19 protein-coding genes are annotated in these 26,339 nt (G+C 71.1%); 13 read left to right on the top strand and 6 right to left on the bottom strand.

Annotation, left to right across the window (positions count from 1 at the left end; all coding sequences use genetic code 11):
• The first annotated feature begins 28 nt into the window (after window positions 1–28).
• Together MJ607_RS08525 and MJ607_RS08520 are read left to right on the top strand one after the other, a co-directional pair.
• Entirely contained in the window at window positions 29–1,192 is a 1,164-nt protein-coding gene (locus MJ607_RS08525; RefSeq protein ID WP_279234432.1) for an aminotransferase class I/II-fold pyridoxal phosphate-dependent enzyme, read from the top strand.
• Window positions 1,189–2,568, top strand: coding sequence for an MFS transporter (locus MJ607_RS08520; RefSeq protein ID WP_243075130.1), 1,380 nt, complete (start codon window positions 1,189–1,191; stop codon window positions 2,566–2,568). Before MJ607_RS08525 ends, MJ607_RS08520 begins: the two co-directional genes overlap by 4 nt.
• A gap of 8 nt (window positions 2,569–2,576) precedes the next feature.
• On the opposite strand, the gene MJ607_RS08515 is transcribed toward MJ607_RS08520, so the two are convergent.
• Genes MJ607_RS08515 through MJ607_RS08495 form a run of 5 tightly spaced genes read right to left on the bottom strand, consistent with a single transcriptional unit; the run spans window position 2,577 to window position 7,435 of the window.
• The gene (locus MJ607_RS08515) at window positions 2,577–3,491 is read right to left on the bottom strand and encodes a siderophore-interacting protein (protein WP_243075129.1); all 915 of its coding nucleotides are present in this window, start codon (window positions 3,489–3,491) and stop codon (window positions 2,577–2,579) included.
• The gene (locus MJ607_RS08510) at window positions 3,488–4,330 is read right to left on the bottom strand and encodes an ABC transporter ATP-binding protein (RefSeq protein ID WP_279234431.1); all 843 of its coding nucleotides are present in this window, start codon (window positions 4,328–4,330) and stop codon (window positions 3,488–3,490) included. Before MJ607_RS08510 ends, MJ607_RS08515 begins: the two co-directional genes overlap by 4 nt.
• Window positions 4,327–5,352: a FecCD family ABC transporter permease gene (locus tag MJ607_RS08505; protein WP_374238041.1), complete on the bottom strand. Its 1,026-nt coding sequence runs from the start codon at window positions 5,350–5,352 to the stop codon at window positions 4,327–4,329. The genes MJ607_RS08510 and MJ607_RS08505 overlap by 4 nt, the downstream gene beginning before the upstream one ends.
• Complete coding sequence (locus tag MJ607_RS08500; RefSeq protein ID WP_374238045.1) at window positions 5,349–6,389, bottom strand: FecCD family ABC transporter permease; 1,041 nt, start codon at window positions 6,387–6,389, stop codon at window positions 5,349–5,351. Before MJ607_RS08500 ends, MJ607_RS08505 begins: the two co-directional genes overlap by 4 nt.
• 2 nt (window positions 6,390–6,391) lie before the next feature.
• A complete protein-coding gene (locus tag MJ607_RS08495; RefSeq protein ID WP_243075127.1) occupies window positions 6,392–7,435 on the bottom strand; it encodes an iron-siderophore ABC transporter substrate-binding protein in 1,044 nt (347 codons plus the stop codon).
• 216 nt (window positions 7,436–7,651) lie between these two features.
• Between MJ607_RS08495 and MJ607_RS08490 the strand changes: the two genes are divergently transcribed.
• From MJ607_RS08490 to MJ607_RS08440, 11 genes are all read left to right on the top strand, one after another.
• Complete coding sequence (locus tag MJ607_RS08490; protein WP_243075126.1) at window positions 7,652–10,204, top strand: LuxR family transcriptional regulator; 2,553 nt, start codon at window positions 7,652–7,654, stop codon at window positions 10,202–10,204.
• A 103-nt stretch (window positions 10,205–10,307) separates the two neighbouring features.
• A complete protein-coding gene (locus MJ607_RS08485; RefSeq protein WP_243075125.1) occupies window positions 10,308–10,931 on the top strand; it encodes a LuxR C-terminal-related transcriptional regulator in 624 nt (207 codons plus the stop codon).
• 109 nt (window positions 10,932–11,040) lie between these two features.
• The gene (locus tag MJ607_RS20190) at window positions 11,041–15,297 is read left to right on the top strand and encodes a choice-of-anchor L domain-containing protein (RefSeq protein WP_243075124.1); all 4,257 of its coding nucleotides are present in this window, start codon (window positions 11,041–11,043) and stop codon (window positions 15,295–15,297) included.
• A gap of 10 nt (window positions 15,298–15,307) precedes the next feature.
• Complete coding sequence (locus tag MJ607_RS08475; protein WP_243075123.1) at window positions 15,308–15,931, top strand: DUF4255 domain-containing protein; 624 nt, start codon at window positions 15,308–15,310, stop codon at window positions 15,929–15,931.
• Window positions 15,928–17,976, top strand: coding sequence for an ATP-binding protein (locus MJ607_RS08470; RefSeq protein ID WP_243075122.1), 2,049 nt, complete (start codon window positions 15,928–15,930; stop codon window positions 17,974–17,976). The genes MJ607_RS08475 and MJ607_RS08470 overlap by 4 nt, the downstream gene beginning before the upstream one ends.
• A 133-nt stretch (window positions 17,977–18,109) precedes the next feature.
• A complete protein-coding gene (locus MJ607_RS08465) occupies window positions 18,110–18,835 on the top strand; it encodes a DUF4157 domain-containing protein (RefSeq protein ID WP_243075121.1) in 726 nt (241 codons plus the stop codon).
• 14 nt (window positions 18,836–18,849) lie between these two features.
• Complete coding sequence (locus MJ607_RS08460) at window positions 18,850–22,155, top strand: hypothetical protein (protein ID WP_243075120.1); 3,306 nt, start codon at window positions 18,850–18,852, stop codon at window positions 22,153–22,155.
• A gap of 144 nt (window positions 22,156–22,299) precedes the next feature.
• Window positions 22,300–23,853, top strand: a complete 1,554-nt coding sequence (locus MJ607_RS08455; protein WP_243075119.1) for a phage tail sheath subtilisin-like domain-containing protein — start codon at window positions 22,300–22,302, stop codon at window positions 23,851–23,853.
• A 44-nt stretch (window positions 23,854–23,897) separates the two neighbouring features.
• Window positions 23,898–24,344, top strand: coding sequence for a phage tail protein (locus MJ607_RS08450; protein WP_243075118.1), 447 nt, complete (start codon window positions 23,898–23,900; stop codon window positions 24,342–24,344).
• 4 nt (window positions 24,345–24,348) lie between these two features.
• On the top strand, window positions 24,349–24,774 hold the full coding sequence (locus tag MJ607_RS08445) for a hypothetical protein (RefSeq protein ID WP_243075117.1): 426 nt from the start codon (window positions 24,349–24,351) through the stop codon (window positions 24,772–24,774).
• On the top strand, window positions 24,771–24,926 hold the full coding sequence (locus tag MJ607_RS08440) for a DUF6760 family protein (RefSeq protein ID WP_243075116.1): 156 nt from the start codon (window positions 24,771–24,773) through the stop codon (window positions 24,924–24,926). Before MJ607_RS08445 ends, MJ607_RS08440 begins: the two co-directional genes overlap by 4 nt.
• A 260-nt stretch (window positions 24,927–25,186) precedes the next feature.
• Here MJ607_RS08440 and MJ607_RS08435 read toward each other — a convergent pair whose 3' ends face one another.
• Window positions 25,187–26,263: a hypothetical protein gene (locus MJ607_RS08435; protein WP_243075115.1), complete on the bottom strand. Its 1,077-nt coding sequence runs from the start codon at window positions 26,261–26,263 to the stop codon at window positions 25,187–25,189.
• Window positions 26,264–26,339: the final 76 nt, after the last annotated feature.

Genomic DNA, 26,339 nt, shown 5'->3' with positions numbered 1-26,339 from the left:
GCGGCATTCGTCGGCTCGTTAGGCTCCTATGGTGAGTGTCACCCCGCTGCAGGCCCTACCCCTCGACGAGCTGCGGCAGCGGTCCAGCACGAAGTGGCGCAAGTACCCGGAGGACATCCTGCCGTTCTTCGTCGCCGAGATGGACTACGCCCTCGCGCCCGCCATCACGCGTACGCTGACGCGCGCCGTCCAGCTCGGCGACACGGGCTACACGCCGCCCGAGCCGGGCATCCGCGAGGCCTTCGTGGGCTTCGCGGAACGTCGCTGGGGCTGGACGATCGAGCCCGAGACGGTCTTCTGGACGGGCGACGTCATGATGGGCGTCGTCGAGATCCTGCGCGCCGTGACCTCGCCGGGTGACCGCGTCGTCGTCACGACCCCCGTCTACCCGCCCTTCTTCGACACCGTCGAGGAGGCCGGCGCCGTCGTCGAGCGCGTGCCGCTCGCGCGCAGCGAGCACGGCTGGGAGCTCGACCTGACCGGCATCGAAGCGGCGCTCGCGGGCGGCGCGCGGGCCGTGCTGCTGTGCAATCCGCACAACCCGACCGGAACTGTGCACTCGGCGGAGAGCCTCGCGGCGCTCGCCGACCTCGCCGCGCGCTTCGGCGCGGTCGTCATCTCGGACGAGATCCACGGTCCCCTCGCGCACGGCGACGTTCCGTTCACGCCGTTCCTCGCCGTCTCGGACGCGGCACGCAGCATCGGCTACACCGTCACGAGTGCGAGCAAGTCGTACAACTTCGCAGGGCTCAAGTGCGCCGTCATGATCGGCGGCGGACCCGAGCAGGCCAAGGTGCTGCGGGCTCTCCCGTGGGAGGTCGAGTGGCGCACGGGCCTGTTCGGCGCGCTCGCGCACAACGCCGCCTTCGCGGCCGAGAGCGACGCATGGCTCGACAGCCTGCTCGCGGCGCTCGACGCCAACCGCCGTCTCCTCGCCGATCTCCTGGCCGAGCACCTCCCACAGGCGGTGTACCGGATTCCGGATGCCGGATTCCTCGCGTGGATCGATGTGTCAGCCTACGGGTGGGGCGACAACCCCGCGACCGAGCTGCGCCGCAAGGCGCGGGTCGCCTTCCACCACGGACCGCTCTTCGGCGACGAGGGCAAGGGGCACATCCGCATCAACTTCGCGTGCTCTCCCGACCTTCTGCGCGAGGCCATCCAGCGGGTGGGCGCACTCGCGGCATCGTGAGCGCCGAGGCCGGGCCGCGGGAGTCCATCTGGGATCCCACCCGCATCTGGGTGACGGTGGGTGCCGTCGCCCTCATCTTCCTCGCGGCGATGCAGTCGCTCGCGGTCACGACTGTCATGCCCGTCGTGAGCGACGACCTCGACGGCGCCGCGCTCTACGCGATCGCGTTCTCGGGAACGCTCGCGACGAGCGTCATCGGCATGGTCGCGGTCGGCGCGTGGAGCGACCGCTCGGGGCCGCTGTGGCCGCTGACCGTGTCTGTCGCGCTCTTCGTGACGGGCCTCGTCGTGGCGGGCCTCGCCCCGACCATGGACGTGCTCGTCGTCGGCCGCCTCATCCAGGGTCTCGGGACAGGCGGGCAGACCGTCGCGCTCTACGTCGTCGTCGCGCGCGTGTATCCGCCAGCCCTGCACGGGCGGGTCTTCGCGGCCTTCTCGGCGGCGTGGGTCGTGCCTTCGCTCGTGGGTCCCTTCCTCGCGGGCGCCGTGACGGAGTACCTGCACTGGCGCTGGGTCTTCCTGGGCGTCGCAGGGCTCACCGTCGTCGCGTTCATCATGGTCGTGACGCGCCTGCGGGGGACGCCGCTCGACACGGAGCATCCGTCGTCGGACCGCATCGGACCGCGCCTCGCGTGCGCCGTCGCGGTCGCCGCGGGCGCGCTGGCGCTGAGTCTCGCGGGACAGCTCGACCAGTACGCGGGCGTCGCGGTCGCGGCATCCGTCCTCGTCATCGGCTTCGCGGCGCGCCCTCTGCTGCCGCGGCGCACGCTCATCGCGGCACGCGGCCTGCCGAGCGTCGTGCTCATGCGCGGACTCATCGCGGGCTCGCTGTTCGGCGCCGAGATCTACGTGCCGTACCTGCTGATCGACGAGTACGGCTTCTCGCCGACCTGGGCGGGCCTCGGGCTCACGGCGGCCGCGCTCGCGTGGGCCGTCGCCGCCGACATGCAGGGCCGCTTCGGCGACCGGATCGGCAACACGCGCATCGCGATGCTCGGCACGGCGGGCCTCGCGTCGGCGACGATCATCGCGGCGGTGACGGCGGGACTGCACCTGCACGCAATGACGATCGTCGCCGGCTGGGCTCTCGCGGGCGCCGGGATGGGCCTCATGTACCCGAGGCTCACGGTGCTGACGCTCGCCTACTCGACGCCGCAGAACCAGGGCTTCAACTCGTCGGCGCTCTCGATCTCGGACTCGGTCGGGTCGGCGACGGCGATCGCCGCGATGGGGCTCGCCTTCACGGCGCTGGCGGGGACGGATGCCGGATTCCCGGCAGTCTTCCTCATCGCGACGGCGCTCGCGCTGCTCGCGCTCGTGCCCGGCCTGCGGCTCGGGCACGCGCACGAGACGGCCGCCGGACCCGTGAAGAGCTAGGGGTCCTGCTAGACCTCGGCCTTGCCGAGTCGCCAGTAGCCCATGAAGGCGACCGCGCGGCGGTCGACGCCCTGCTCGGTGACGAGGTGGCGCCGCAGCGACTTGATCGCGCTCGCCTCGCCCGCGAGCCAGGAGTAGAGGGCCGCGCTCTTGAGGGCGGCGCCGCCCTTCGCGGTGCGCGGGACCTCCCACAGGATGTCGTGGTCGATGTCGATCTCGGACACCTCGGCGCCCCGGCCCGCGGGGGCGAGGACGGCGGCGGCCTCTTCGACGGCCTTCACGAGGTGCGCATGGCGCTGCCCGTCGCCGCGCGCGACGACCCGGAGCTCGAAGCCGGGGTGCGCGGGCAGGTACGCGACGTCGTCGGGATGCGGGACCTCGAGCACGACGGTGCCGCGGGCGTCCGGGGGGAGCTGCTCGAGGATGACGGCGATGGCGGGCGCCGCCGTCTCGTCGCCCGCGAGGAGGATCCGCTCGGAGTGCGCGGGCGGCACGAAGTCGATGCCGTAGCTCACTCCGCGGTGCGCCGTCGTCGGCGCGAGGATGAGGACCTCGTCGCCGATCGAGGCGCGCGCGATCCACGCGGAGGCGGGCCCCTGGATCTCGTGCGCGACCATGTCGACGTCGACCTCGCCGACCTCGTTGCGCACGCGGCGCGTCGTGTAGGTGCGGAACGGCGGGCGCTCGTGCTCGGGCAGCTCGCGCCAGTCGGTGTACCAGTCCTCGCCCTGCGGCATCGCGTCGAGGCCTGCGGTCTCGGTCGGGAAGACGATCTTGATGCGCTGGTCGAAGCCGGGGTCGCCGTAGTCGGCGAGGTCGTCGCCGCCGAAGGTGAAGCGACGGAAGCTCGGCGTGAGGTCGGTGACGGCGGTGACGCGTGCGCGGAAGAACCGCAGGGCGGGAGCGGTGGCGGTCGCGGTCATCGGGATTCTCCTGTCGGTACGGATGCCGCGACGGCCGGCGGTGTCGCGTGGTGCCGGCCGCGGGGCAGGACGATGGGCGTGCCCGACACGGGATCGGTCACGACGAGTGCGTCGAGGTCGAACACCTCGCGGATGAGCTCGCTCGTCACGACTTCGGCGGGCGTGCCGCTCGCGACGAGCCGGCCCGAGCGCAGCGCGAAGATGTGGTCGGCGTAGCGCGCCGCGAGGTTGATGTCGTGCAGCACCATCGCGATCGTCGTGCCGCGCTCGAGGTTCAGGTCCGTGAGCAGGTCGAGCACTTCGATCTGGTGGGCGACGTCGAGGAACGTCGTGGGCTCGTCGAGGAGCAGGATGTCGGTCTCCTGCGCGAGCGCCATCGCGATCCAGACGCGCTGGCGCTGTCCTCCGGAGAGCTCGTCGACGGCGCGGTCGGCGAGGTCGGCGGTGCCGGTCGCCGCGAGCGAGCGCGCGACGACCTCGTAGTCGCGCGGGCTCCACCGTGCGAGCAGCTTCTGGTGCGGGTGCCGCCCCCGGCCGACGAGATCGGCCACGGCGATGCCCTCGGGCGCGACGGGGCTCTGGGGGAGGAGCCCCAGCGTCCTCGCGACCTCCTTCGTCGGGCGGCCGTGCAGCGCCTTGCCGTCGAGGACGACCTGGCCCGACCGCGGCGTGATGAGCCGGGCGAGCGCACGCAGCAGCGTCGACTTGCCGCATCCGTTCGCTCCGACGATCGCCGCGATGCGGCCGGGCGGGATCTGCAGGTCCATGCCCTCGACGACGGGGCGCTCGCCGTAGGCGAGGGTCAGCGCCTGCGCCGACAGGGTGTGCAGTGCGGTCATAGCGAGCCTCCGGAGCGGTTCGTCCTGATGAGGAGGTAGACGAGGTAGGGCGCGCCGAGCACTCCCGTGACGACGCCGACGGGGTAGCGGTGCTCGAAGGCGAACTGTCCGACGAGGTCGGCGACGAGCACGAGGAGCGCGCCGACGAGCCCGGCGGGCACGAGGAGCGAGCCGCCGGGCCCCACGAGGCGCGCGGCGATGGGACCCGCCATGAAGGCGAGGAAGGCGATGGGTCCCGTCGCGGCCGTCGCGAAGCCCAGCAGCCCGACTGCCGCGAGGATCAGCAGGATGCGCGTGCGGGGCACGTCGACCCCGAGGCTCGCGGCGGTGTCGTCGCCGAGGCGGAGCATGTCGAGCCCCTGCGCCTGCGCGAGGAGCACGGGGACGAGGATGAGGGACGCGATCGCGAGGGGTGTGACGGCGGTCCAGGTCGCGCCGTTGAGGCTGCCCGTGAGCCACTGCATCGCCGACTGGAGGTCCCACGCGGCGGCCTGCGAGAGCACGTAGGTGACGACGCTCTGCAGCATCGCGGCGACCCCGATGCCGATGAGGATGAGCCTCGCGCCCGCGAAGCCCCCGCGATGCGAGAGGAGGTAGATCGCCACCGCGGTGAGGAGGGCGCCCGCGAGTGCGAGGAACGAGACGGCCGTCTCGTCGAGGCCGAGCAGCACGATGCCGACGACCGCCGCGGCGCTCGCCCCCGTGTTGATGCCGATGATGTCGGGCGAGGCGAGCGGGTTGCGCAGCATCGTCTGGAACGTGACGCCCGCGATGCCGAAGGCGAAGCCCGCGAGCAGGCCGAGAATCGCGCGGGGCAGCCGCAGTTCGCCGACCGTGAACGAAGCGCCGGGCACCGTCTCGCCGAGGATCACGCCGAGCACCTCGGAGGGGGAGTAGAAGGTCTGGCCGACCATGAGCGTCACGGCGAACACGACAACCGTCGCGGCGGCCAGGATCCAGACCGCGCGGCCGCGGCTCCGCAGGCGGCGGCGATGCCCGGACCGGACTGTCTGCAGGCTCACAGCTCACGCACCTTCTGACGACGGACGATCCAGATGAAGAAGGGGGCGCCGATGAACGCCGTCACGATGCCGACCTGGATCTCCTCGGGGCGGGCGACCACGCGGCCGACGACATCGGAGGCGACGAGGAGCGCCGCGCCCACGAGCGCCGCGAAGGGCAGCAGCCAGCGGTGGTCGGTGCCGACGAGGAGGCGGCAGAGGTGGGGCACGACGAGCCCGACGAAGGCGATGGGACCCGCGACGGCGACCGCCGCGCCGCAGAGGATGACGGCTCCGGCCGACGAGACGAGCCGCGTGCGGGCGACGTGTTCGCCGAGCCCCGTCGCGACGTCGTCGCCGAGCGCGAGCGAGTTCATGCCGCGAGCGGTCAGCAGGCACACGACGGCGCCGAGGAGGAGCACCGGCAGGACGGCCGCGATGCGGTCCCACGTCGCCCCGCCGACGCCGCCCACCTGCCAGAAGCGGAACGTCTCCATGAGATCGACGCGGGGGAGCATGAGGGCGCTCACGAGCGACATGAAGGCAGCGGATGCCGCAGCCCCCGCGAGCGCGAGCTTGAGCGGCGTCGCCCCGCCGCGGCCGAGCGAGCCGACGGCGTAGACGAAGACCGCGGCGGCTGCGGCGCCCGCGATCGCGAAGCCCATCATGGGGTAGGGCGCCGAGACGCCGAAGAGGGTGATGCCCACGACGACCGCGAGTGCCGCGCCGCCCGAGACTCCGAGGATCCCGGGGTCGGCGAGAGGATTGCGCGTGACGGCCTGCATCGTCGCGCCCGCGATGGCGAGCGCGGCGCCCACCAGGATCGCGAGCACGGTGCGCGGCATCCGTGCGACGACCGCCGCCTCTTCGACGGTGCGCGCGTTCCCCGCGAGCCCCGCGAGGATGTCGTCGAGGCCGACCGCGCGCACCCCGAGCGCGATGGAGGCGATGCAGAGGAGCGCGAGCACGACGACCGATCCGCCGAGCCACGCGATCCGCACCGCCGCCGAGCGCCGCAGGGGTGCGGTGCTCGGCAGCGGCGTGCGGGTCAGGGTGATGCTCAAGCCCTCGGCTCGAGCGCGCTCGCGAGGAGGGCGAAGTACTCGTCGATGCCCCAGCCGATCGAGAGCGGCGAGGGGTTGGCCGACGCCGCGAGCGGCGTCGAGTTCTCGAGGATCGCGATCCGCCCGTTGGCGATCGCAGGGATCTGCGAGAGGAGCGGGTCGGCCTGCAGCTGCGCGATGATCGCGCCGTCGGGCTCGCCGTAGGTCACGAAGACGTCGACGTCGGCGAACCGATCGGCCTGCTCCGAGCTCACGCTCACGTAGAACTGGTCGGTGCCGGCCGTCTCCTCCTCGACGATCGCCGGCTGGGGGAGCCCGAGGCTCGAGAGGAAGCCGGGACGCGTGTCGTGGCTCGTGTAGAAGCCGACCTGGCTGAAGTCCGACGGGTCGATGTAGGAGAAGAGGATGTTCGACTCGGCGAGCCCGGGGTGCTCGGCGAGTGCCGCGTCGACCTCCGCGTGCAGGTCCTCGATGAGCTGGTCGCCTTCCGCCGCCAGGCCGATGGCCGCGGCGTCGAGGCGGATCATGTCTTCGTACGACGTGCCCCACGCGACATCCGGATACGCGACGACCGGCGCGATCTTCGACAGCGTGTCGTACTCCTCCTGCGTGAGCCCCGAGTAGGCCGCGAGGATGACGTCGGGCGCCGTGTCGGCCACGGCCTCGAAGTCGATGCCGTCGGTCTCGTCGAACAGCACGGGGGTCTCGGCGCCGAGCTCCTCGAGCCTGTCCTCGACCCAGGGCAGGACGCCGTCGCTGTCGTCGTCGCCCCAGGTGGCCTTGCTCATCCCGACGGGCACGACACCCAGGGCGAGCGGGACCTCGTGGTTGGCCCATGCGACCGTCGCGATGCGCTCCGGCTTCTCGGCGATCGTCGTCGTGCCGTACGCGTGCTCGATCGTCACGGGGAACTCACCCGAGCCCGAGGACGAATCGGCGCCTGCCGTGTCGGCGTCGGAGGCGGTCGCAGTGGCGCAGCCGGTCAGCGCGAGCGCGGCGATCGCGGTCAGCGCGAGGGCGGCGGGGCGGAAGTGGGGCACAGGATCCTCCAAGCTTGGGGTAAGGACAGCCTTACTTTACTTAGGTGACCCTTCCATGGCGAATCGAGGGGCGTTTCTGACCACGTCCTGGCGTGGGTACGGGAAAGATCGGCGCCTCACCGATACCGGACAGTCGTGCGATGAGGCCACACTGATCCCAGGGGAGGAGCCGCCGAGCCCTGGCGCGGGTGCTGGGGCAGCCCTTCGGGAGTTCACATGAGCCGCGTTCCCCATCGGATCTTCGTCGGCCGCGGCGCGCTCGTCGAAGAACTCGCCCGAGCGGCCCGCGACGGCGAGACCCGGCTCGTGGCCGGACCCGCGGGCATCGGGCGTTCGCATCTGCTCCAGCACGTCGCCGACCTCGTCGAGCGCGACCGGCCCGTCTGCCGGCTCGCGGCCACGCGGGCCGCCGCATCCATGCCGCTCGGCCTGTTCCTTCCCGTCATCGATCGCGTCGAGAGCGCGTTCGAGGCGGCGACGCGGCTGCGGCTCACTCTCGTCGAGCGGATGCCGCTCATCACGGTCGATGACGCGCACCTGCTCGATGCGGCCTCGGCTGCCGTCCTGCTGGATCTCGCCCGCGCCGACGTGCCCCTGCTGCTGAGCGTCCGGGACGGGCAGCCGATCGACGAGGCCGTGCAGGCGATCGAGCGGCACCACGCGCCCGCGCGGATGTCGCTGGCCCCCCTCTCGGACGGCGAGCTCGCACGGCTCGTGCGCTCGCGGGTCGCGGCCATGCCCGACCCCGGGCTCATGTCGATGGTGCGGCAGTGGTCGGAGGGGATCCCGCAGTACGCGGAGGAGACGCTGCAGGGCCTCATCGACGCCGACCGCATCGCGTATGAGGTGGGGACGGCGTACGTGGTCGGCGCCGGCGCGCCGCGGCGCACGGTGCCTGCGAGCGGCTCGGAGCCGCGCGTCTCGTCGGCCGCTCTGCACGCGGCTCGCCTCACGGCGCTCGCCCAGTCGCTCCCGCTCGCGATCATGCGCGGGCTCGCGACGGCGCAGGCCGTCGAGGAGGCGGAGACGGCGGGACTCCTCCGGTTCCGACGGGCCGCAGACGCGATCGTGCTCGAGCCGCGGCATCCGTGGCTCGGAGAGTCGCTCGTGGCGGACCTGCCCGTCGCCGCCCGCCTGAGTCTCATCCAGGAGCTCGTCGACGCGCACCCGACCCTGCCGCCGGATCCCCGGCTCGCGGGACGCGTCGTCCTGTGGCGCATCGAGCTGGGGCTCGGGGTGCGGGTCGACGACCTGCTGGACGCGATCGCGGGCTCGGCGACCGTCGCCCCCGCCGAGGCCGAGGCGCTCGTGGATGCCGCGATCGCGCGGGTGCGGCAGCCTGCCGACACGCTCAAGCTCGCGACGCTGCTGACGCATCTGCAGCGGCTCGACGACGCGGAGGCGCTGCTCTCCGGGCTCGCGGCGGCCGATCTTCCGGCTGAGGTGGGGCGTCGGCGCGACATCGTGCACGCGTTCGTGGCGATGTTTCCCGCGAACGATCCCGCTCGGGCCGTGGAGCTTCTGCGCCGTCATATCGACGACCCGCTCGCACGCGCCCACCTCGCATCGGCGTTCCTGCAGCTCGGCGACATCCGGGCCGCGGTCCGGATGGGGGCGTCCGTGCTCGACGAGGCCGAGGCGCCGACGGAGGCGCAGGCGCACGCGGCACTCGCGCTGAGCGCCGCCCTCGTGCACGGGGGCCGCATCGCGGACTACGAAGCGCTCCGGTCGCGACGCAACGAGCTGATCTCTCGCGCGGCGGATCTGCTGCCGCAGGGGATGGAGCTCGCGCGGATCATCGACGAGTCCGCGCTGTCGGAGGCGCGTGAGGCGCTGGATGCCGCGCAGGCCCTCGCACGCGGGTCGTACGAGGGCTCGCTCGCAGGTCAGGACGACGGCATGCGCGCTCAGCACTCGCACCAGCTCGCGCGGATCGCCCTCGAGCGCGGCGCTCCCGACGAGGCGCTCCCACTCGCCGTCGGCGCCGTCGTCGCGGACGGCGCGTGGGCGCTTGCGTTCCGAGCGCGCACGGAGGCGACGCTCATCGAGGCCCTCGCGCTCGCGGGGCGGCGCGACGAGGCGGCGGAGCACCTCGCCCGTGCCGGCAGACGGCCCCGTTCCCCCCTCTACGACCTCGACCTCGCGCGCGCTGCCGCCGTCACGACGGCGGCAGGCGGTCACGCTCCCGACGCGGCGGAGCGTCTCGCCCAGGCGGCCGTCCACGCCGTCGCCCGCGGCCAGTTCGTGCGGGGGCGGGTCGCCCTCGACCAGGCAGTCCGCTACGGCTCAGATGCCGCCGCGCGCGCCCTGCTCCGGCTGAGGCCGTCCGCGGGCGACGCCGCGCTCGCCGGCTCCCAGGCCCTCGCGCACGGCTGGCTCGACCGCGACGCGATCGCGCTCGACGCGCGCGCGCGGGATCTCGCCGAGCGCAGGCTGCTGTGGCGCGCGCTCGAGACGGCAGCCCTCGCCGTCGTGACGGGCGCAGACGCGGCCACGCTCGCGGTCCTCCGGGCGCGATGCCCCTCGCTGCGCAGCCCCGTCGTGCCGGACGCCCCGGCCACCGTCCTGACGGCGCGGGAATCCGAGATCGCCGGCCGCGCCGCGGCGGGCCGGACCGACGCCGAGATCGCGGCCGAGACGGGGCTGTCGATCCGGACAGTGCAGACCCACCTGTCGAACATCTACCACAAGCTCGGCATCCGGAGCCGGACAGAACTCGCCCGGCGTCTCGAGCCCGGGATCGCGCTACGTAGTCCGACGGGTACGTAGCACCGACCTGCCGTCGGCGGGCGGACACTGGTTCGGGGGGAGGCCATGGGAAGCCGGGCGCACGCGGGGGCGGGCGACCTGGACTGCTGAGAGTGGGACAACCATGAGCCGAACATCGGTGCGTGTCAACGCACGGGATCCGATCTCGGAGGCGGGCATCGTGAGCCAGCTGCGCCCGAGACCGGAAGTGCGCGTCGTGAGCGTCGAAGAGGAGATCACCCCGGAAGTCGTCGTGGTCGTGGCCGACATCGTCGACGACGAGACGCTCACGACCCTGCGGTTCCTGCAGCGACACGGCGAGTCCCGCACGGTCCTCGTCGCGACGCAGCTGAGCGACGGTGACCTCGTGCGTGCCGTGGAGACCGGCGTCGTCGGGCTCGTGCGGCGATCCGAGGCGCGCCCCGACCGGCTCGTCGCGGCGATCTGCGCCGCCGCCGCGGGGGAGGGGACGGTTCCCCCCGACCTGCTGGGCCGTCTGCTCGACGAGGTGGGTCGCCTGCAGCGGACGGTGCTCGACCCACGTGGCATCGCCTTCGCAGGTCTCGCCGCTCGCGAGGTAGAGGTGCTCAAACTCGTGGCCGAAGGCTGGGACACCGCCCAGATCGCGCACAAGCTGTCGTACTCCGAGCGCACCGTCAAGAACGTGCTGCACGACATCACGACCCGCCTGCAGCTGCGCAACCGCTCGCATGCTGTCGCGTACGCGATGCGCGAGGGACTGATCTGACGGATGCCGCGTGCCCGGTCGGGCATGCGGCGGTGCACGGACGGATGCCCCGGGCACGCGCGGGACACGCGCGCGGGCTCGCGACGATGGAAGCGGAAGCAGGATCACCGTGATACTCCGACGCCTCGCAGCAGCGCTCGCGACCGCCGCCCTCGTGCTGGGCGGCGCGGTCGCGGCTGCGCCTGCCGCGGCGGAGATCGTGGACCCGGCCGAGACCTCGCCGTTCTCCATCTCGGCACTCGATGTCGGCGGCGATGCGCGCCCGGGGGAGCAGTTCCGCTGGGACCTCGACATCCGTCTGCAGGATGCCGAGTTCGCCGGACCCGGTTGGGTTGCGGTGCGCGTCACCTGGCCGGAGGGCATCGACCTCGTCGACGCCTCGGGCTGCCGGGGATACATCCGTCCCGGTGAGGACGTGGCCTGGTCCGAGCTCGACGACCATGTCTCGGGGGAGGAGTGCGTCCTCAGCGCCGACGTCGTGGCCCAGGGCTGGGGATCCGTGACGCTGTACTTCGAGTCGACGCTCGAGCCGCAGGCCTCCCCGCTGCCCGAGCCGGCCGCGCTCGCGCTGACGATCGACCGGCTCGTGGAGATCGGCACGGGCGAGATCCCCGTGGTCATCGGCGAGACGGTCGTGCCACCGGCATCCGTCGCCCCCGTCGTCACATGGGGCGCGCTGTACCAGGGCGCGGTCCAGGCCTTCGACTATTCGTGGGCGGGCGACCCCGACCCCGCCTCGACATCGTTCGTCATCGACATCCCGAACATCGCATCGAGCGAATCGCCCCTGCAGGTGTCGTCGACGCAGACCGTGTGGCGCCTCGACTGGCCGGACGAGCTCACGCTCGCGAGGACCGGGGAGACTCTCGACGACAGCGGCCTGTGCGCGAACGCGAGCACAGCGGTCGACGATGGATTCTGCGATCTCGAGATCTTCCAGGACGCGTCCTGCGAGGAATCCCATTGCCCCCCGATCCAAGACGCGGATGGCGAGATCCCCGGGACGCCGGGTCCTCCGCCGTATTCGTGCTTCTCCGGTTCGAGCTGCTACTACCTCGTCTACCTTCAGCTGGTGGCGCCGCGCACGATCCCCGGCGATTCGCTCGTGGTCACGACATCCGTGACCCCGCTGACTGCGACGTACGTCCCGTCCGAGGGAAGTCCCGACGACATGCCGGAGGGCTGGGTCCAGGGCGACGCGGACGACTCGACGCTCGTCGCGCACATCTTCGACACCGACCTGCGGCTCAGCGAGCGCGAAGGCATCGTCGCGGGCGAAGAGGTCGCGGTCGAGATCGATGTGCGTCAGATCGAGGGCTTCGACATCATCGCGGAGAACCGGGGCTATGGGCCGTACGTCGCGGTCGAGCTTCGACTCGACTGGCCTCCGTTCCTCAGCCTGAGCGCGACACCCGACGGATGCGTGGAGTGGAGAGGCGCCGACCAGATCTGCGTGCTGCGCTTCGCGACATCACCGCCCGGCGAGACCCAGACGGTGCGATTCCGGCTCACGATGCCCGCCGAGCTGCCGGATCCGAACTCGGGCGAGATCGCGGTGACCGCGTCGAACATCGAACTCTGGGCCACGAGTGAAGGCGAATCTCTGATGGAGACGCTTCCCGCCTCAGCGCTGATCGGAAGCGCCGAGGAGTTCTCCGTCTTCGAACCGCCGATCGTGACTGCGGTCGAGCTCAGTGCGGATAACGGGATTCCCGGCGGAGACGACGTCACCGCGACGTTCCGGGTGTCGCACCGGCAATCGAGCGCTTTCCGGTTCGCCGACGCGACGGCCGTCGTGCAGGTCACGTGGCCGGAGTTCCTGACTCCGCGGAGCGATCCTGCGAGTCCGTGCGAGGACTTCGTCCCGAACGGGGACGGTCACGGCGGCGTGTGCCGCATCGGCGGTCTCGGATTGCCGGGGTCGGCTGCGGAGTTCGTGATGGAGTTCGCACTGCCGACCGAGGCTGAGGCCCAGGGTCTCGCGGGGTACTTCGCGATGGAGGGGGTCGCGCTGGAGGTCGAGAACGCGGACGGCGCGGCCCGGTCCCTTCCCGGGAGCTGGATCGAGCCCAGCAGTGCACGGTTCGTCCTCGATGAGAATGTGTTCCCCGTCGACGTGATCCTGGACCGCAGCGTCAGCACCGTCGGCGGGCTCCGGCTCCACGTCGCCGTCGAGGTCACGTACGACCACGAGGTGGCGGAGGAATCCGACATCGACGCCGTGGGGCTCGCGATCACCTGGCCGGACTTCCTCGAGCTCGTCGATCCGCCGGGCATGTTCGGCTGCGAGATCGTCGACGACATCTGCTTCCTCACCGACCCGATCGTGGGCGCGACCCAGGTCGTCGAGCTGTGGTTCGACATGCCGGACGACGCCCCCGGAGCGGGTGAGATCTCGGCGGTCGGTGTGAAGCTGTGCGACGGACCGCCCACAGACTGCAGCGAGCTCTCGTCGGACTGGATCGGGTCGGATGCCGAGGAGTTCGCCGTCCTCGAGCCCGAGGTCACGATCGACCTGACCGTCGACAGCGAGACGGGGTGGACAGGCGGGCAGCCGATCACGGCGACCGCGACCGTGGGATATGAGAGCGAGATCCCCGGCACGCTCCCCGGTCTCACGGCGGACCTCATCCTGGACTGGCCGTTCTTCCTGACGCCGCGCGCGATCGGCGGCTGCGACGACATCGTCGCGGGGGGCGCGTGCCGGCTCACGGGTCTCGGTCCCGACGCTGCCGAGCGGACGATCACGGTCGCCTTCGACATGCCGTCGGTCGAGCCGTTCGATGCCGAACCGTCGGCGTATCCGGTGGAGGGGACGATCCGCGTGAGCGGTCTCGCCCTGTCGTACCTGGCGCTTCCCGAGATGCCACTGCCGGCCGAGGAGGAGGGCGATGGCGAGGAAGAGGAGGAGCCGGTAGACATCTCGATCTCGACGTCGAGCTTCACGATGATCGAACGCATCTCGGCGCCTTCCGTGGGACTCGCCTCGACCGGTCAGACGGTCACGGACCTCTCCACGCTGGGGCCCGAGGAACTCGTCGACGCCCTCGTCGGCCCGGGCATCGCGACGAGCAACGTCGCGTACACGGGGAGCGAGGTCGGGGCGGGGCGCTTCTCGGGGTTCGACGTCCTCGGATTCTCGGAGGGCGTCATCCTCAGCTCGGGCTACGCCGACGAGGCTCCCGGCCCGAACGACAGTGAGACGACGACCGGCGATCTCGGCGCGCTTGGCGACAGCGATCTCGAGAAGCTCTTCGGCTGGGACACGCGGGATGCCAGCGTACTCACGTTCAGGTTCGTTCCGACGTCGTCGGAGGTCTTCCTGGACTTCGTCTTCGCGAGCGAGGAGTACAGCGAGTACGCCGCGCTCGAGACTCACGGCGTCTTCGCGATCTTCGTCAACGGGGTCAACTGCGCCATCACGCCGGATGAGGACGAAGAGCCCGTCTCGGTCGAGACCATCAACGGCGGATCGCTCGAGAGCGCTGCGCAGAGAGAGCAGCTGTACCGAGACAACGCCCCCGTGTTCAACGACTCCGAGCCGACGTCAGGGCCCCTCGACCTCGAGGCCGACGGCTTGACCACCGTGCTGCAATGCGCGGCGGAGGTCACGCCGAACGCCACGAACACGATGAAGATCGCGATCGCCGACACTGTCGCGGAGGAATCGGACAGCCAGGTCTTCATCGCCGCGGGCAGCCTGCGGTCGAACCGTCCGCCGGTCGCAGCCGACCAGTCCGTGACCACGGCGTTCGACAAGGCGGTCGGAGTGACGCTGTCGGCGAGCGATGCCGACGGCGACGAGCTGACCTACGACGTCGTCGCCCCACCGGCGCACGGCGTGCTGTCGGGCACCGGGCCGAACCTCGTGTACACGCCGACCACCGGATTCAGCGGCTCCGACTTCTTCACGTTCACGTCGAACGACGGCGTCGACGAGTCTCCCGGTGCGACGGTCGCGATCCATGTCGAGCCGCCCGAGCCCGTGATCGTCGAACTGCCGCCGGACTGGATCGGCGCTGACTCGGTGCGCGTCCGCGTCCTCCAGCCCAAGGCCACGATCGTCCCCGGCGTGGCCCGGCCGGGCGATGTCGTCACGGTCTTCCTCGAGGACTTCCCTCCGGGCGCCTCGCTGACGATGGCGTGGTCGACGTGGCCCGAGCTGACGGTGGCCGAGCGGATCCTTCCCGCTGACGTCACGATCGGGCAGCAGCGCCTGCTCATCGTCCGGCGCGCGGCTCTCGGAGTCCGCGGCCTCATCGTGACGAGCACCGACGGCCGGTTCGGCACGCTCGACCCCGCGCGCGAGCTGCTCGTCGTGCCTCGCAGCACGGTCGCGGACGAGCTCGTCGGGCGCGGCGGATAGAGGAGCGGCGATGATCGCAGAAGTCGACCAGGCCCTCGGCGAACTCGTACGCGAGATCCCGGGGGTCCCGAAGGACGTCGACGTCGTGTTCGACGCGCCGACGAAGGACTGGGCGGCGCGCCGCAACGCACCGACCGTCAACCTGTACCTCTACGACATCCGCGAGGACCTCCGCCGCCGCGAGCGCGGCTTCGTCGAGACGCGTGACGACCGCGGCATCATCGTGAGCCGCGCGCCCGGTCCGCGCTTCTTCAAGCTGTCCTATCTCGTGACGGCGTGGACGCAGCGCCCCGAGGACGAGCACCGCCTGCTCGACGGGCTCCTCCGGGCTCTCCTCCCGTTCGACGCACTTCCCGACCAGCTCATGCGGGGCACCCTTGCCGAGGTGGGTCGCCCCGTGTCGCTCACGGTCGCGCTGCCCCCTCCCGAGGACCGCGCCTTCGCCGACGTCTGGTCGTCGCTCGGCGGCGAGCTCAAGCCGTCACTCGACGTCGTCGTGACGGTCCCCATGGCCACGGGCGTCGTGTACGAGGCCGGCCCGCCCGTCACGGCGGGCGTCGAGGCGGGTTTCGTCGACCTCCTGGCGGCGGGCGTCTCCGAGCAGCGCGCACACCGATCACCGGGGGAGCGATGACCTTCGACGATCCGAGCGTCACCCACCTGCTGGCGCGGCTCGGCGTCATGGAGGACCGCATCCGCGCGCTCATCCTCGCGCGGCGCGCCGACGACCCGCACCCCGACGACCCCTTCCGAGGTCTCTACCTCAGCGAGGAGATGATCGACCGCCTCTTCGAGGACGCGCCGGGCTCGGCGGCGTGGACGGATGCGTCGGGCCGCCGGGAGGCGTGCGAGCGAGCCGCGGACGAGGCAGTCGACGCAGGCTCCCGCATCCGGCTCCGCGACCTCGCCGAGACCTTCGACCTCACGGATCTCGATGTCGACATGCTCGTCATCGCGCTCGCGGCGGACCTCGATCCGCGGTTCGAGCGGTTCTTCGGCTATCTCAACGACGACGTGAGCCGTCGGCGCCCCTCTGTCGCGCTGACGCTCGACCTGTGCGGAGTCCCGCTCGCGTCGGCGCGCGACCGCTCCCGGCTAGCGCACGGGCCGCTCGTCTCCGCGGGGCTGCTCGTCATGGACGATCCCGATCGCGCGCTGCCGAGCCGTGCCCTGCGGGTCCCCGATCGCGTCGTGGCGCACCTCCTGGGCGACGACACGCCCGACTCCGCTCTCGACGGACTCATCTCGCACGCGCCCGAGATCGAGTGGGGGGATGCCTCGGCCCTCGTCGCGGCGCTGCGGCGCGGCATCCGCTCCCTCTACGTCCGCGAGTCGGCGACCGGATCGGGCACGGTCGTGGCGGCCCGCGCGCTCGCGGCACTAGGTCGCGGCGCCGTGCACCTGGATCTCGACCGCCTCGGCTCGGAGCACGGCGTCGACGAGGCGCGGCTCGCGGTCCGCGAGGTGCGCCTGCGCGGACAGGGTCTCATCGCGGGGCCCGTCGCCCGCGACGCCGCCCCCGACGTGCTCGCGGCGCTCGACGCATCGCCGATGCCGACGATCTTCGTCGGCGCCGACACGTGGGACCCGGGATGGACGCGCGATCTCCCCGCCGTCATCGACGTTCCCGCGAGCACTGTCGACGAGCGCGTCCGGCTGTGGCGCGAGAGCCTCGGAGCGGGGATCGAGATGCTCGACATCGAATCCGCGACGGCGCCGTACCGGCTGCGCCCCGAGCAGGTCGTGCGCGCCGCGCAGACGGCTCGGACCCAGGCATCCGTCACCTCCGACGGTCTGCTCACGGCGGCGCACCTCGGCGCGGGAGCGCGCGCCGAGAACGGATCGACCCTCGACCGGCTCGCGCGACGGATCGCCCCGACGGTCGGCTGGGAGGACCTCGTGCTCCCCGTGGGGACGGCCGAATCGCTGCGCGAGGTCGCGGTGCGGGCGCGGTTCCGCGAGCGCGTGCTGGGCGACTGGGCGATGCGCCCCGGCGGTGGCCGCGGGCACGGGGTCGTGGCGCTGTTCGCGGGCGACTCGGGCACGGGCAAGACGATGTCGGCCGAGGTCATCGCGGGCGAGCTCGCCCTCGACCTCTACGTCATCGACCTCTCGACGCTCGTCGACAAGTACGTCGGCGAGACGGAGAAGAACCTCGAGCGCGTGTTCCAGGCGGCCGCCGGCACCAACGGCGTGCTGCTCTTCGACGAGGCGGACGCCGTCTTCGGCAAGCGGTCCGAAGTGCGCGACGCGCACGACCGGTACGCGAACGTCGAGAGCGCGTATCTGCTGCAGCGGATCGAGCGGTTCGACGGGCTCGCGCTCCTGTCGACCAACCTGCGTGCCAACATCGACGAGGCGTTCACGCGGCGGCTCGACCTCATCATCGACTTCCCGATGCCCGACGCCGCGCTGCGCACCGAGCTTTGGGACCGCTGCCTGGGCCCCGCGATCGCGCGCGGCGACGATCTCGACCTCGCGTTCCTCGGGTCGGCGTTCGAGCTCTCCGGCGGGTCCATCCGGTCGGCGGCCGTGACGGCGGGGTACTTCGCCGCCGCGGCCGAGGGCATCGTCCTGATGCGCCACCTCGTGGCCGCCGTCGAGCGGGAGTACCGCAAGCTCGGCAGACTGCTCGTCGAGAGCGAGTTCGGGCGGTACTGGCCGAAGGTCGGCGCATGAACGGACGCGGAACGGATGCCGGGATGCGGCCCCTGCCCGATCGGGCAGGTCACGCGTCCCCTTCGTCCGCATCACACGTCGCGACCCACGGGGGCGCGCGGAGGTAGGCAGGAGAGAGGGGACTGGAGGGGCCATGTCCACATTCGATTACGAGGCGGCCGAGAGCGTCGCGCGGCGTCCGCGCGACGAGCGGCACGCCGACGCCGCCGCCGCGACGGGACTGCGCGAGAGACGGCTCGACGTCCTGGGACCTGCGGGCATGCTGCGACTGCAGCGCGAGGCGGGCAACGGCGCCGTAGCCGAGCTCGCCGAGCAGGAGCAGGAGCGCTCGCCCGTGCTCGACGTCGTGTCGGGGGGCGGTTCGAGCCTCGACGGCGACGTCCGCACCGACATGGAGCAGCGACTCGGCGCCGACTTCTCGGACGTCCGCGTGCACAATGACGCCGCGGCGCACGATTCGGCGAAGTCCGTGGGGGCGCACGCCTACACGGTCGGCTCGCACGTCGTCTTCCAGCGCGACGCGTTCGAGCCGTCGTCGACCGCCGGGCGGACGACCCTCGCGCACGAGCTGACCCACGTCATGCAGCAGCGCAGCGGACCCGTCGACGGCACCCCGACGGGAGGCGGCGTGAGCGTCAGCGATCCCGGCGACCGGTTCGAGCGCGCGGCGGCCGAGAACGCCGACCGGGCCATGAGCACACCGGATGCCGCGGCCGGCGTGCAGCGGTCGGTCGACCCGTCGGCGCCGTCGGTCCAGCGCGCCGAGGACGCCGACGAAGAGCCCGACGAGTCCGCCGCCGTGCAGGGGATGTTCGTGCAGCGCGAGGAAGAGGCGGAGGAGGAAGAGGCCTCCGGCTGAGGCCTTTCCCCGCCATGTCCGCCGCTCCCATCCTCGAGGCGGCGCCGGCGCGACGCCTGACCCGCTCCGCGCCGGCGAGGGATGCGCCGATCCGCGCACCGAACGAGATGCTCGCCCTGCAGCCGCTCGTCGGCAACGCCGCGATCGCCTCGCTCCTCGCCGAGGGGACGAGACCGCGCACGGCGCAGCGACTCGTCGAGGGCGGACGGATGCCGGCGCCGCCGGTCGCGCCAGGACCCATCGAGCCTGCCGCGCACCCCGGTCTGCGCGCCGTGCGGGCGAGCGTGAAGTCTGCGGCATCGCGCGCGTCGCGGCATCCGTCGCCCACGGCCGCTGTGGGAACCGCGGAGAAGGCCGTCGAGCCTGTGTCCGATGAGGCGGAGGCCCAGGCCAAGCAGGAGCGCGCCGCGACGATCGGCAACGCGCCGACCCCGGGGTTCGACAAAGCCGCCTTCATCGCCGCCGTCAACGCCGCGATCGCGAAGCAGACGCCGAAGACGCTTGAGGATGCCGCGGAGTTCGGGTCGTCGGGCAAGGCGGAGTCGGTCGGCGCCGAGGTGAAGGGGCGCGTCGGACAGAGCAAGTCCGCCTCGACGGGGCCACTCAGTGAAGCGACAGCGCAGCCGCCGGATACGTCGCGGGCCACCCTCACCCCCGGGACGCCGCTCGCGGTAGCACCGCCGGCCGTCGCGCCCGCGCTCGCCGCGGGGCGCGCGGCGCCCGTCCCCGCGCCGCAGGAGCAGACCAACCTCGACCACGGACCCGCGCAGGTCGACCAGGAGATGTCGGAGGCCGGCGTCTCGGAGGAGCAGCTGCGCACCTCGAACGAGCCCGAGTTCACCGACGCGCTCGCCGCGAAGGGGGAGGCCTCGACGCACGCGGCCACGGCTCCTGCGGCGCTGCGCGAGCAGGAGGCCGGCATCATCGCCGGTGCCAAGCAGGATGCCGCTGCGACGGGTATCGCAGGCGGTGCGGGACTCGCCTCCAGCAAGGCGGCCGGCGCGACCAAGCTGCTCGGCGGCCAGCAGCAGGCGAAGACGGCACAGGAAGGCGCCCGTGCCAAGGTCAACGCCGATCTTCGCGGGATCTTCGACAAGACCAAGACCGACGTCGAGGCGATCCTCGCGAGCATCGACACGACGGTCGAGGCGGACTTCACGAAAGGCGAGTCCGAGGCGCGCACCGCCTTCAAGTCGTTCCACGAGCGGGAGATGTCGGCGTTCAAGGAGCGCGAGTACGGCTGGAATCCGCTCGCGTGGGGCAAGGACCTGCTCTTCGGCCCTCCGCCGGGCGCGAAGGCGGTCTTCGAGAAGTCGCGCTCGTTCTACCAGAACGAGATGACGAGGGTCATCAGCGGCATCGCCGACACCGTCGGCAAGAAGCTGACCGAGGCCAAGGACCGGGTCACGAAGGGCCGCGACCAGATCGCGGGCTACGTGGCGGGGCTCGCGCCGGCTCTTCGCACGGAGGGAGCGAAGGCCGCGCAGGGATTCACGGCGCAGTTCGACCAGCTCGAGCAGTTGGTCGACGAGAAGTCGCAGTCGGTCGTCGAGGATCTCGCCGCGAAGTACGTCGCCGCGAAGGGCGAGGTCGACGCCGAGATCACCAAGATGCAGGAGGAGAGCAAGGGGCTCGTCGGGCGGGCCGTGGCGGCCGTCGTCGGCGTCGTCACGACGATCAAGAACCTCGCCGCGATGCTCACCCAGGTGCTCGCGCGAGCCGCCGCCGCGGTGGACAAGATCATCAAGGACCCGATCGGATTCCTCGGCAACCTCGTGAACGCCGTCAAGGGCGGCATCCAGCAGTTCGGGACCAACATCGCGACCCACCTCAAGGCGGGGCTGCAGTCGTGGCTGTTCGGGGCGCTCGCCGAAGGCGGGATCGAGCTGCCCGAGAAGTTCGACTTCAAGGGCGTGCTTCAGCTCATCCTCTCGATCCTCGGCCTCACATGGGCGAAGGTGCGCGCCCGGATCGCCGCGAAGCTCCCGCCGGGCGCCCTCGAGGCAGTCGAGAAGGGCTTCGGGATCGTCAAGACGATCATGACGGCGGGGATATCGGGGATCTGGCAGCTGCTGCTGCAGAAGCTCGGCGACATCAAGGAGATGGTGCTGAACCAGGTCAAGGAGATGGTCTCGGTCGAGATCATCAAGGCCGGCATCGTGTGGCTCATCTCCATGCTCAACCCCGCATCGGCCTTCGTGAAGGCCTGCAAGATGATCTACGACGTCGTCATGTTCTTCGTCGAGAAGGCCTCGCAGATCAAGGAGTTCGTCGACAGCATCCTGGACTCCGTCGAATCGATCGCGGGCGGCGGTGTCGGCGCCGTCGCGGGCTACATCGAGAAAACCCTCGGGCGCATGGTGCCGATCATCATCGGCTTCATGGCGTCGCTGCTGGGGCTCGGGGGCATCTCGGGCAAGATCAAGGCGATCCTCGAGAAGATCCAGGAGCCCGTAGGCAAGGCGATCGACTGGGTCGTCGGCAAGGCCGTCACCTTCGGCAAGAAGGCACTGGCGCTTGGAAAGAAGCTCCTGAGCAAGGCGAAGACTTTCGGCAAGAAGGTCGTCGGCGGGATCAAGAAGAAGCTCGGCATCAAGGAGAAGACCCCCGCCGAGGCGAGAGCCAAAGAGCGAAAGGCGGCTGAAAGGGGAGCTTCGGTGCTGAACCGGATCCCAAAGAGCCGATTCGCTCAGCCGCTGACCGGGCCCGCTCTGACCGCTGTGAAGCTCGCGTACGGATTGGATGCGATTCAGGCGGTTGGCCGTGATGGCAAGTGGTTCGTTGCTGCGACTATCAATCGCACGACTGAGGCGCCCACCCACCACCCCTACCAGCAACTGAGTGGCGGGACGGACGCGACTTGGGAGCTGCCATGGAGTCAACGCGGCATGATTATCGAGGGCGCGATGGCGAAGGTCTTCCGCAAGGAGGGACTGCCTATCCAGCGTGTCCCGGCCACGTTCTGGGCGATCGACTTCATCAGCGGTGGCATCGTCAAGACCACGCGCGACGCCAACGGGAAGTGGGTCTCGACAGAGATCACCAAATCGCTCGGAATCAGCATGAAGAGCCTGGACCTTTTGACGAAGCTCACTCGCGTCCCGAGATCTCCGGAGGCCGTGCGTCAAACTCTGCGGAAGCATGTACGCGACCTCAAGGCGTTCACAGATGACACGCTCAAAGGCGTCACGGTGAAGGATCTGCAGGATCGACGCCTCGAAGTCCTAATCGGGCCTGGGAATCCAACAGCCAAGCAGCAAGCCGAAATTGATGCCGTCATCGCGAGTGCGGGTTTGCATATTGTTGTGCGGCGCTTCTAGCTGCCCTTTCGCGCATCCCCAACGCGCACGATCCGCTACCCCTGGGTAAGCCCGCGCGGACTCAGGGCCGAGGCATCCCCGGATCGATCCTGAAAGCACTCGCGGTGCCGGCGCAGGCGCCGCGTGCGAGCGAAGGAGCGGCTGATGCCCACGTACCTCTCACCCGGTGTCTACATCCAGGAGCTCGACGCCGGCACGCGCCCCATCGAGGGGGTCGGAACGGCGGTCGCGGCGTTCGTCGGGTTCGCCCCGAGAGGGCCCCTGAACGCGCCGACGCTCGTCACGAACTGGACGCAGTACGTCGAGCAGTTCGGCGACATCGAGCCGGGGTCGTATCTCGCGTACGCCGTGTACGGGTACTTCCTCAACGGCGGCGGGCGCTGCTACATCGTGCGCATCGGCGCCGATCAGCCGGCGTCGCCCGCGCAGGGCAAGCCGAAGCAGGTCGCAGCGGCGCAGTCCGCGACCGTCGGCAACTTCGTCTTCACTGCGAAGAGCTCCGCGGCGAAGGCGATCACCGTCGAGGTCGGCCCGGCCGACGGCGACGGCGCTCCCGACGACGAGTTCAAAGTCACCGTGACGGCGGAGGGGAAGCCCCCCGAGGTGTGGGGCAACGTCTCGTCGAAGGCGGACTCGGACGCCTATGTCGTCCAGCGCGTGGGCGGCGAGTCGAAGCTCGTGACCGTCGAGGCCGTCGCCCCCGAGGTGCAGACGAAGCCGAAGATGGGCACGACGGCGCTTGCGATCCCGGAGCCGAAGAACGAGCCCATCGTGCTCGACAAGCACCTGGTGTCGGCGAAGAACTACATCGGCGATGCGGCCGATCGCACGGGCTTCAGCGGTCTCGAAGAGATCGAGGACGTCACGATGGTCTCCGTCCCCGACCTCATGGCGGCGTACGAGCAGGGCGCGATCGACCTCGAGACGGTCAAAGGGGTGCAGCTCGCGATCGTCGCGCACTGCGAGCTCATGGGCGACCGCGTTGCGGTGCTCGATCCGCCTCCCGGACTCAACGTGCAGGAGGTCGCGAAGTGGCGCACGAACGACTCGGGCCTCGACTCGAAGTTCGCGGCGCTGTACTACCCGTGGATCAAGGTGCTCGATCCCGTCACGGGGTCGTCGCGGTTCATCCCTCCGTCGGGGCATCTCGCGGGCGTATGGGCGCGCAACGACAGCGAGCGCGGGGTCCACAAGGCTCCCGCGAACGAAATAGTCCGCGGCGCCGTCGACCTGCAGACGAAGATCACGCGCACCGAGCAGGAGGGCCTCAACCCCGTCGGCATCAACGCGATCCGGGGCTTCCCGGGCCGCGGCATCCGGGTATGGGGTGCGCGCACGCTCTCGAGCGACCCGGCATGGCGGTACATCAACGTGCGGCGGCTCTTCAACTACCTCGAGAAGTCCATCCTGCTGGCGACGCAGTTCGCGGTCTTCGAGCCGAACGACCCGGCCCTGTGGGGCAAGCTGCGCCGCTCGATCACGGCGTTCCTCATGGGGGAGTGGCGCGGCGGAGCCCTCTTCGGGCGCACTCCGGAGGAGGCGTTCTTCGTCAAGTGCGACGACGAGACGAACCCGACCGACGTCATCGACTCGGGCCGCGTCGTCTGCCAGATCGGCGTCGCGCCCGTGAAGCCCGCGGAGTTCGTCATCTTCCAGCTCTCGCAGTACTCCGGCGGCACGGGCGCCGTCGAAGAGTGAAGCGTCCCGCGGCCCGGGATTGAGCATCCGATCAGGAGGAAACCATGGCTCTGGACCAGTTCGACAACGCCCCCGCCTACAACTTCAGCGTGACGATCGACGGCGTGCAGATGCCGCTCGTCATGGAGGTCAGCGGCGTCAAGATGGAGGTCGACAAGATCGACTCGAAGCAGCAGATGGCGGCCGACGGGAAGTACGTCGCGACGCAGATCCCCGGTCGCGTCAAGACCGGCGAGTTCACGATCACGCGCGGACTCACCGACTCGCGCACGGTCGTCGACTGGCTGAAGACCGTCATGAACGGCGACCTGGTCGGCGCCCGCAAGACGGCGGCGGTCAACATCCTCGACCACAAGGGCGAGACCATCAAGACGTTCAACTTCACGAACTGCTGGGTGCGCTCGGTCGAGGTGAACTCGCTCAAGGCGGGCTCGACGGAGCAGGCGACCGAGAAGGCCGTCATCTGCTTCGACGAATCCAGCGTGGCGTGACGCCATGGAGCGCGTGATCGCGACGCGGCCCTCGGCGGGCGACCCGCTCGACGAGGAGCGCATGCGGACGGAGTTCCCGTTCGAGCTCCCGCGCGGGTATGTCGCCGCCGACGGCACGGTCCACCGCGAGGGCGTCATGCGCCTCGCGACGGCCCGCGACGAGCTGCTGCCGCTGTACGACGTGCGCGTGCAGGAGAACGCGGCGTACACGACGGTCGTGCTGCTCGCGCGCGTCATCACGCGCCTCGGCTCGCTCACGAGCATCGACGCGACGATCGTCGAGAACATGTTCGCGACGGACGTCGCGTTCCTGCAGGACTTCTATCGCCGCATCAACGCCGAGGGGCACACGCGCATCGCCGTGACATGCCCCGCGTGCTCCCACCGCTTCACTGCCGACCTCGCCGGGAGCCGCCTGGGGGAATCGTGACGTACGGGGCCGACCGCATCGTCGAGGAGATCTCGTACATCGCGTTCCACTTCCACTGGCCGCTCGACGACATCCTCGCCCTCGAGCACCCGGATCGCCTCCGCTACGTCGGCGAGATCGCGCGCATCAACGAACGACTGCGAGAAGGCTGACGAGGGGGCACGACGATGAGATGGCCGTGGCAGCGCTCGGCGCCGACGCCCCCCACACAGGGGCGAACGGATGCTGCCGCCCCGCCGTCGCCCGCGGGATGGGCGTTCCTCCCGCCCCTCGTGGGGCCGCCGCCCCCTGCGCCGACGCAGCTGCACGCGGATTTCGTCCAGCGCATCCCGACGCGGACCGTGCCGACCCACCTCTCGACACTCGGCCATCTCGTGAGCCCGGATGCTCCGGCCGCGACGATCGGGATCGCTCACATCAGCACGGAGGTCGGGCTGCAGCGCGCCGTCGCGCCTGCCGAGCTGGTCCTCGGCTCCGCGCCGCATCCGACCGCGAAGCCCGCGTCGCCCACGGTGTCGCGGACGACGAGTGCGCAGGAGGAGACGGATGCCGGGATGCCGCCGGACGAGCTTGTGGCCGTCGCAGAGCCGTCGCAGACCGAGGCGCCGGAGGTTTCGGCGGAAGTGCCCGCGGGCACGCCCCACGCTCTTCCGGAGGAGCGTGCGACGCTCGGTGCCGCTCCCGCGCCCCTGGCGGGTCGGCAGGGGGCCTCGGCGCCGGCGAGCGAGCATCCTGTCGCGCAGCGCACCGCGATGCCCGACGCACCCGGGTCGGCGCGCGAGAACCGGTCGACTCCCTCGGCTGAGAAGCAGTCGACGGATGCCGTCGCCACCGCCCCATCGGCGGCACCGGGCCCTGTTCGGCCCGCGCTGGGCCTCGGAGCGCCGCTGAAGCCGCCAGCTGACATGGCGGGGGCGGTGCAGCGGAGCGCGGAGGCAGGACCCGCCCCACGCGGCGTCGAGGGAGGGCCGGGCGTGCACGATGCCGGAGTTCCGGCGAGCGACACGGCGCGCGGTGAGGCGAGCCCGTCGGCTCCTGTCGATTCGGTCTCGCCCGCTTCGACGCCTCCCGTCGCGACGTCTGATGCGGCCCCGCCCCCCGCACCGTCGGATCGAGCGGATGCGGTCGCCGAGATCGCGCCCCTTCTGAGCGCGGGTGACGCGATGCCGATCGTGTCGCGGACGACCGAGACGGTGGCCGAGGCGACGGTTCCGCCGGGCGGGCGGCGTCCGGACGCGCCGATCGTGCAGCGAGCTCGATCGGTGGACCGCGCCGAGAGTGCGGCGAGCGCAGGGGATGCCGGCGGTGTGCCGTCGTCCGCTCGCACACCGGCTGAGTCGAGTCCGGGGGTCACACCGACGGCCAGCGAGAGTCCGAATCCCGTCGCCACGCCGACCACGAGCCGGCCTCCCGCTGCCGGCTCGGCGACGAGCGCTCTCAGCCTGCAGTCGAGTCCCTCCGTGAGCCCGACGCTGGGTGAGAATCCCATCGCGAGACCCGCCTCGACCGCGCATCCCACCCCTCCGACGGCGCAGCGCCTGAACGCCGACCGGAGTCCTGAGCCG

The sequence above is a fragment of the Microbacterium sp. SS28 genome (assembly GCF_022761035.1).
In the GTDB taxonomy this organism is placed as follows: domain Bacteria; phylum Actinomycetota; class Actinomycetes; order Actinomycetales; family Microbacteriaceae; genus Microbacterium.
The sequence above is the reverse complement of the archived record's forward strand: the minus strand, read 5'-3'. Positions and strand labels throughout refer to the sequence as shown.

Coding starts and splice junctions, on each gene's coding strand:
- MJ607_RS08525 (WP_279234432.1), top strand. CDS start 29: ATGGTGAGTGTCACCCCGCTGCAGGCCCTACCCCTCGACGAGCTGCGG.
- MJ607_RS08485 (WP_243075125.1), top strand. CDS start 10,308: ATGAGCCGAACATCGGTGCGTGTCAACGCACGGGATCCGATCTCGGAG.
- MJ607_RS08515 (WP_243075129.1), bottom strand. CDS start 3,491: ATGACCGCGACCGCCACCGCTCCCGCCCTGCGGTTCTTCCGCGCACGC.
- MJ607_RS08445 (WP_243075117.1), top strand. CDS start 24,349: ATGGAGCGCGTGATCGCGACGCGGCCCTCGGCGGGCGACCCGCTCGAC.
- MJ607_RS08455 (WP_243075119.1), top strand. CDS start 22,300: ATGCCCACGTACCTCTCACCCGGTGTCTACATCCAGGAGCTCGACGCC.
- MJ607_RS08470 (WP_243075122.1), top strand. CDS start 15,928: ATGACCTTCGACGATCCGAGCGTCACCCACCTGCTGGCGCGGCTCGGC.
- MJ607_RS08475 (WP_243075123.1), top strand. CDS start 15,308: ATGATCGCAGAAGTCGACCAGGCCCTCGGCGAACTCGTACGCGAGATC.
- MJ607_RS08490 (WP_243075126.1), top strand. CDS start 7,652: ATGAGCCGCGTTCCCCATCGGATCTTCGTCGGCCGCGGCGCGCTCGTC.
- MJ607_RS08435 (WP_243075115.1), bottom strand. CDS start 26,263: ATGGGATTCTCACCCAGCGTCGGGCTCACGGAGGGACTCGACTGCAGG.
- MJ607_RS08450 (WP_243075118.1), top strand. CDS start 23,898: ATGGCTCTGGACCAGTTCGACAACGCCCCCGCCTACAACTTCAGCGTG.
- MJ607_RS08465 (WP_243075121.1), top strand. CDS start 18,110: ATGTCCACATTCGATTACGAGGCGGCCGAGAGCGTCGCGCGGCGTCCG.
- MJ607_RS08510 (WP_279234431.1), bottom strand. CDS start 4,330: ATGACCGCACTGCACACCCTGTCGGCGCAGGCGCTGACCCTCGCCTAC.
- MJ607_RS08460 (WP_243075120.1), top strand. CDS start 18,850: ATGTCCGCCGCTCCCATCCTCGAGGCGGCGCCGGCGCGACGCCTGACC.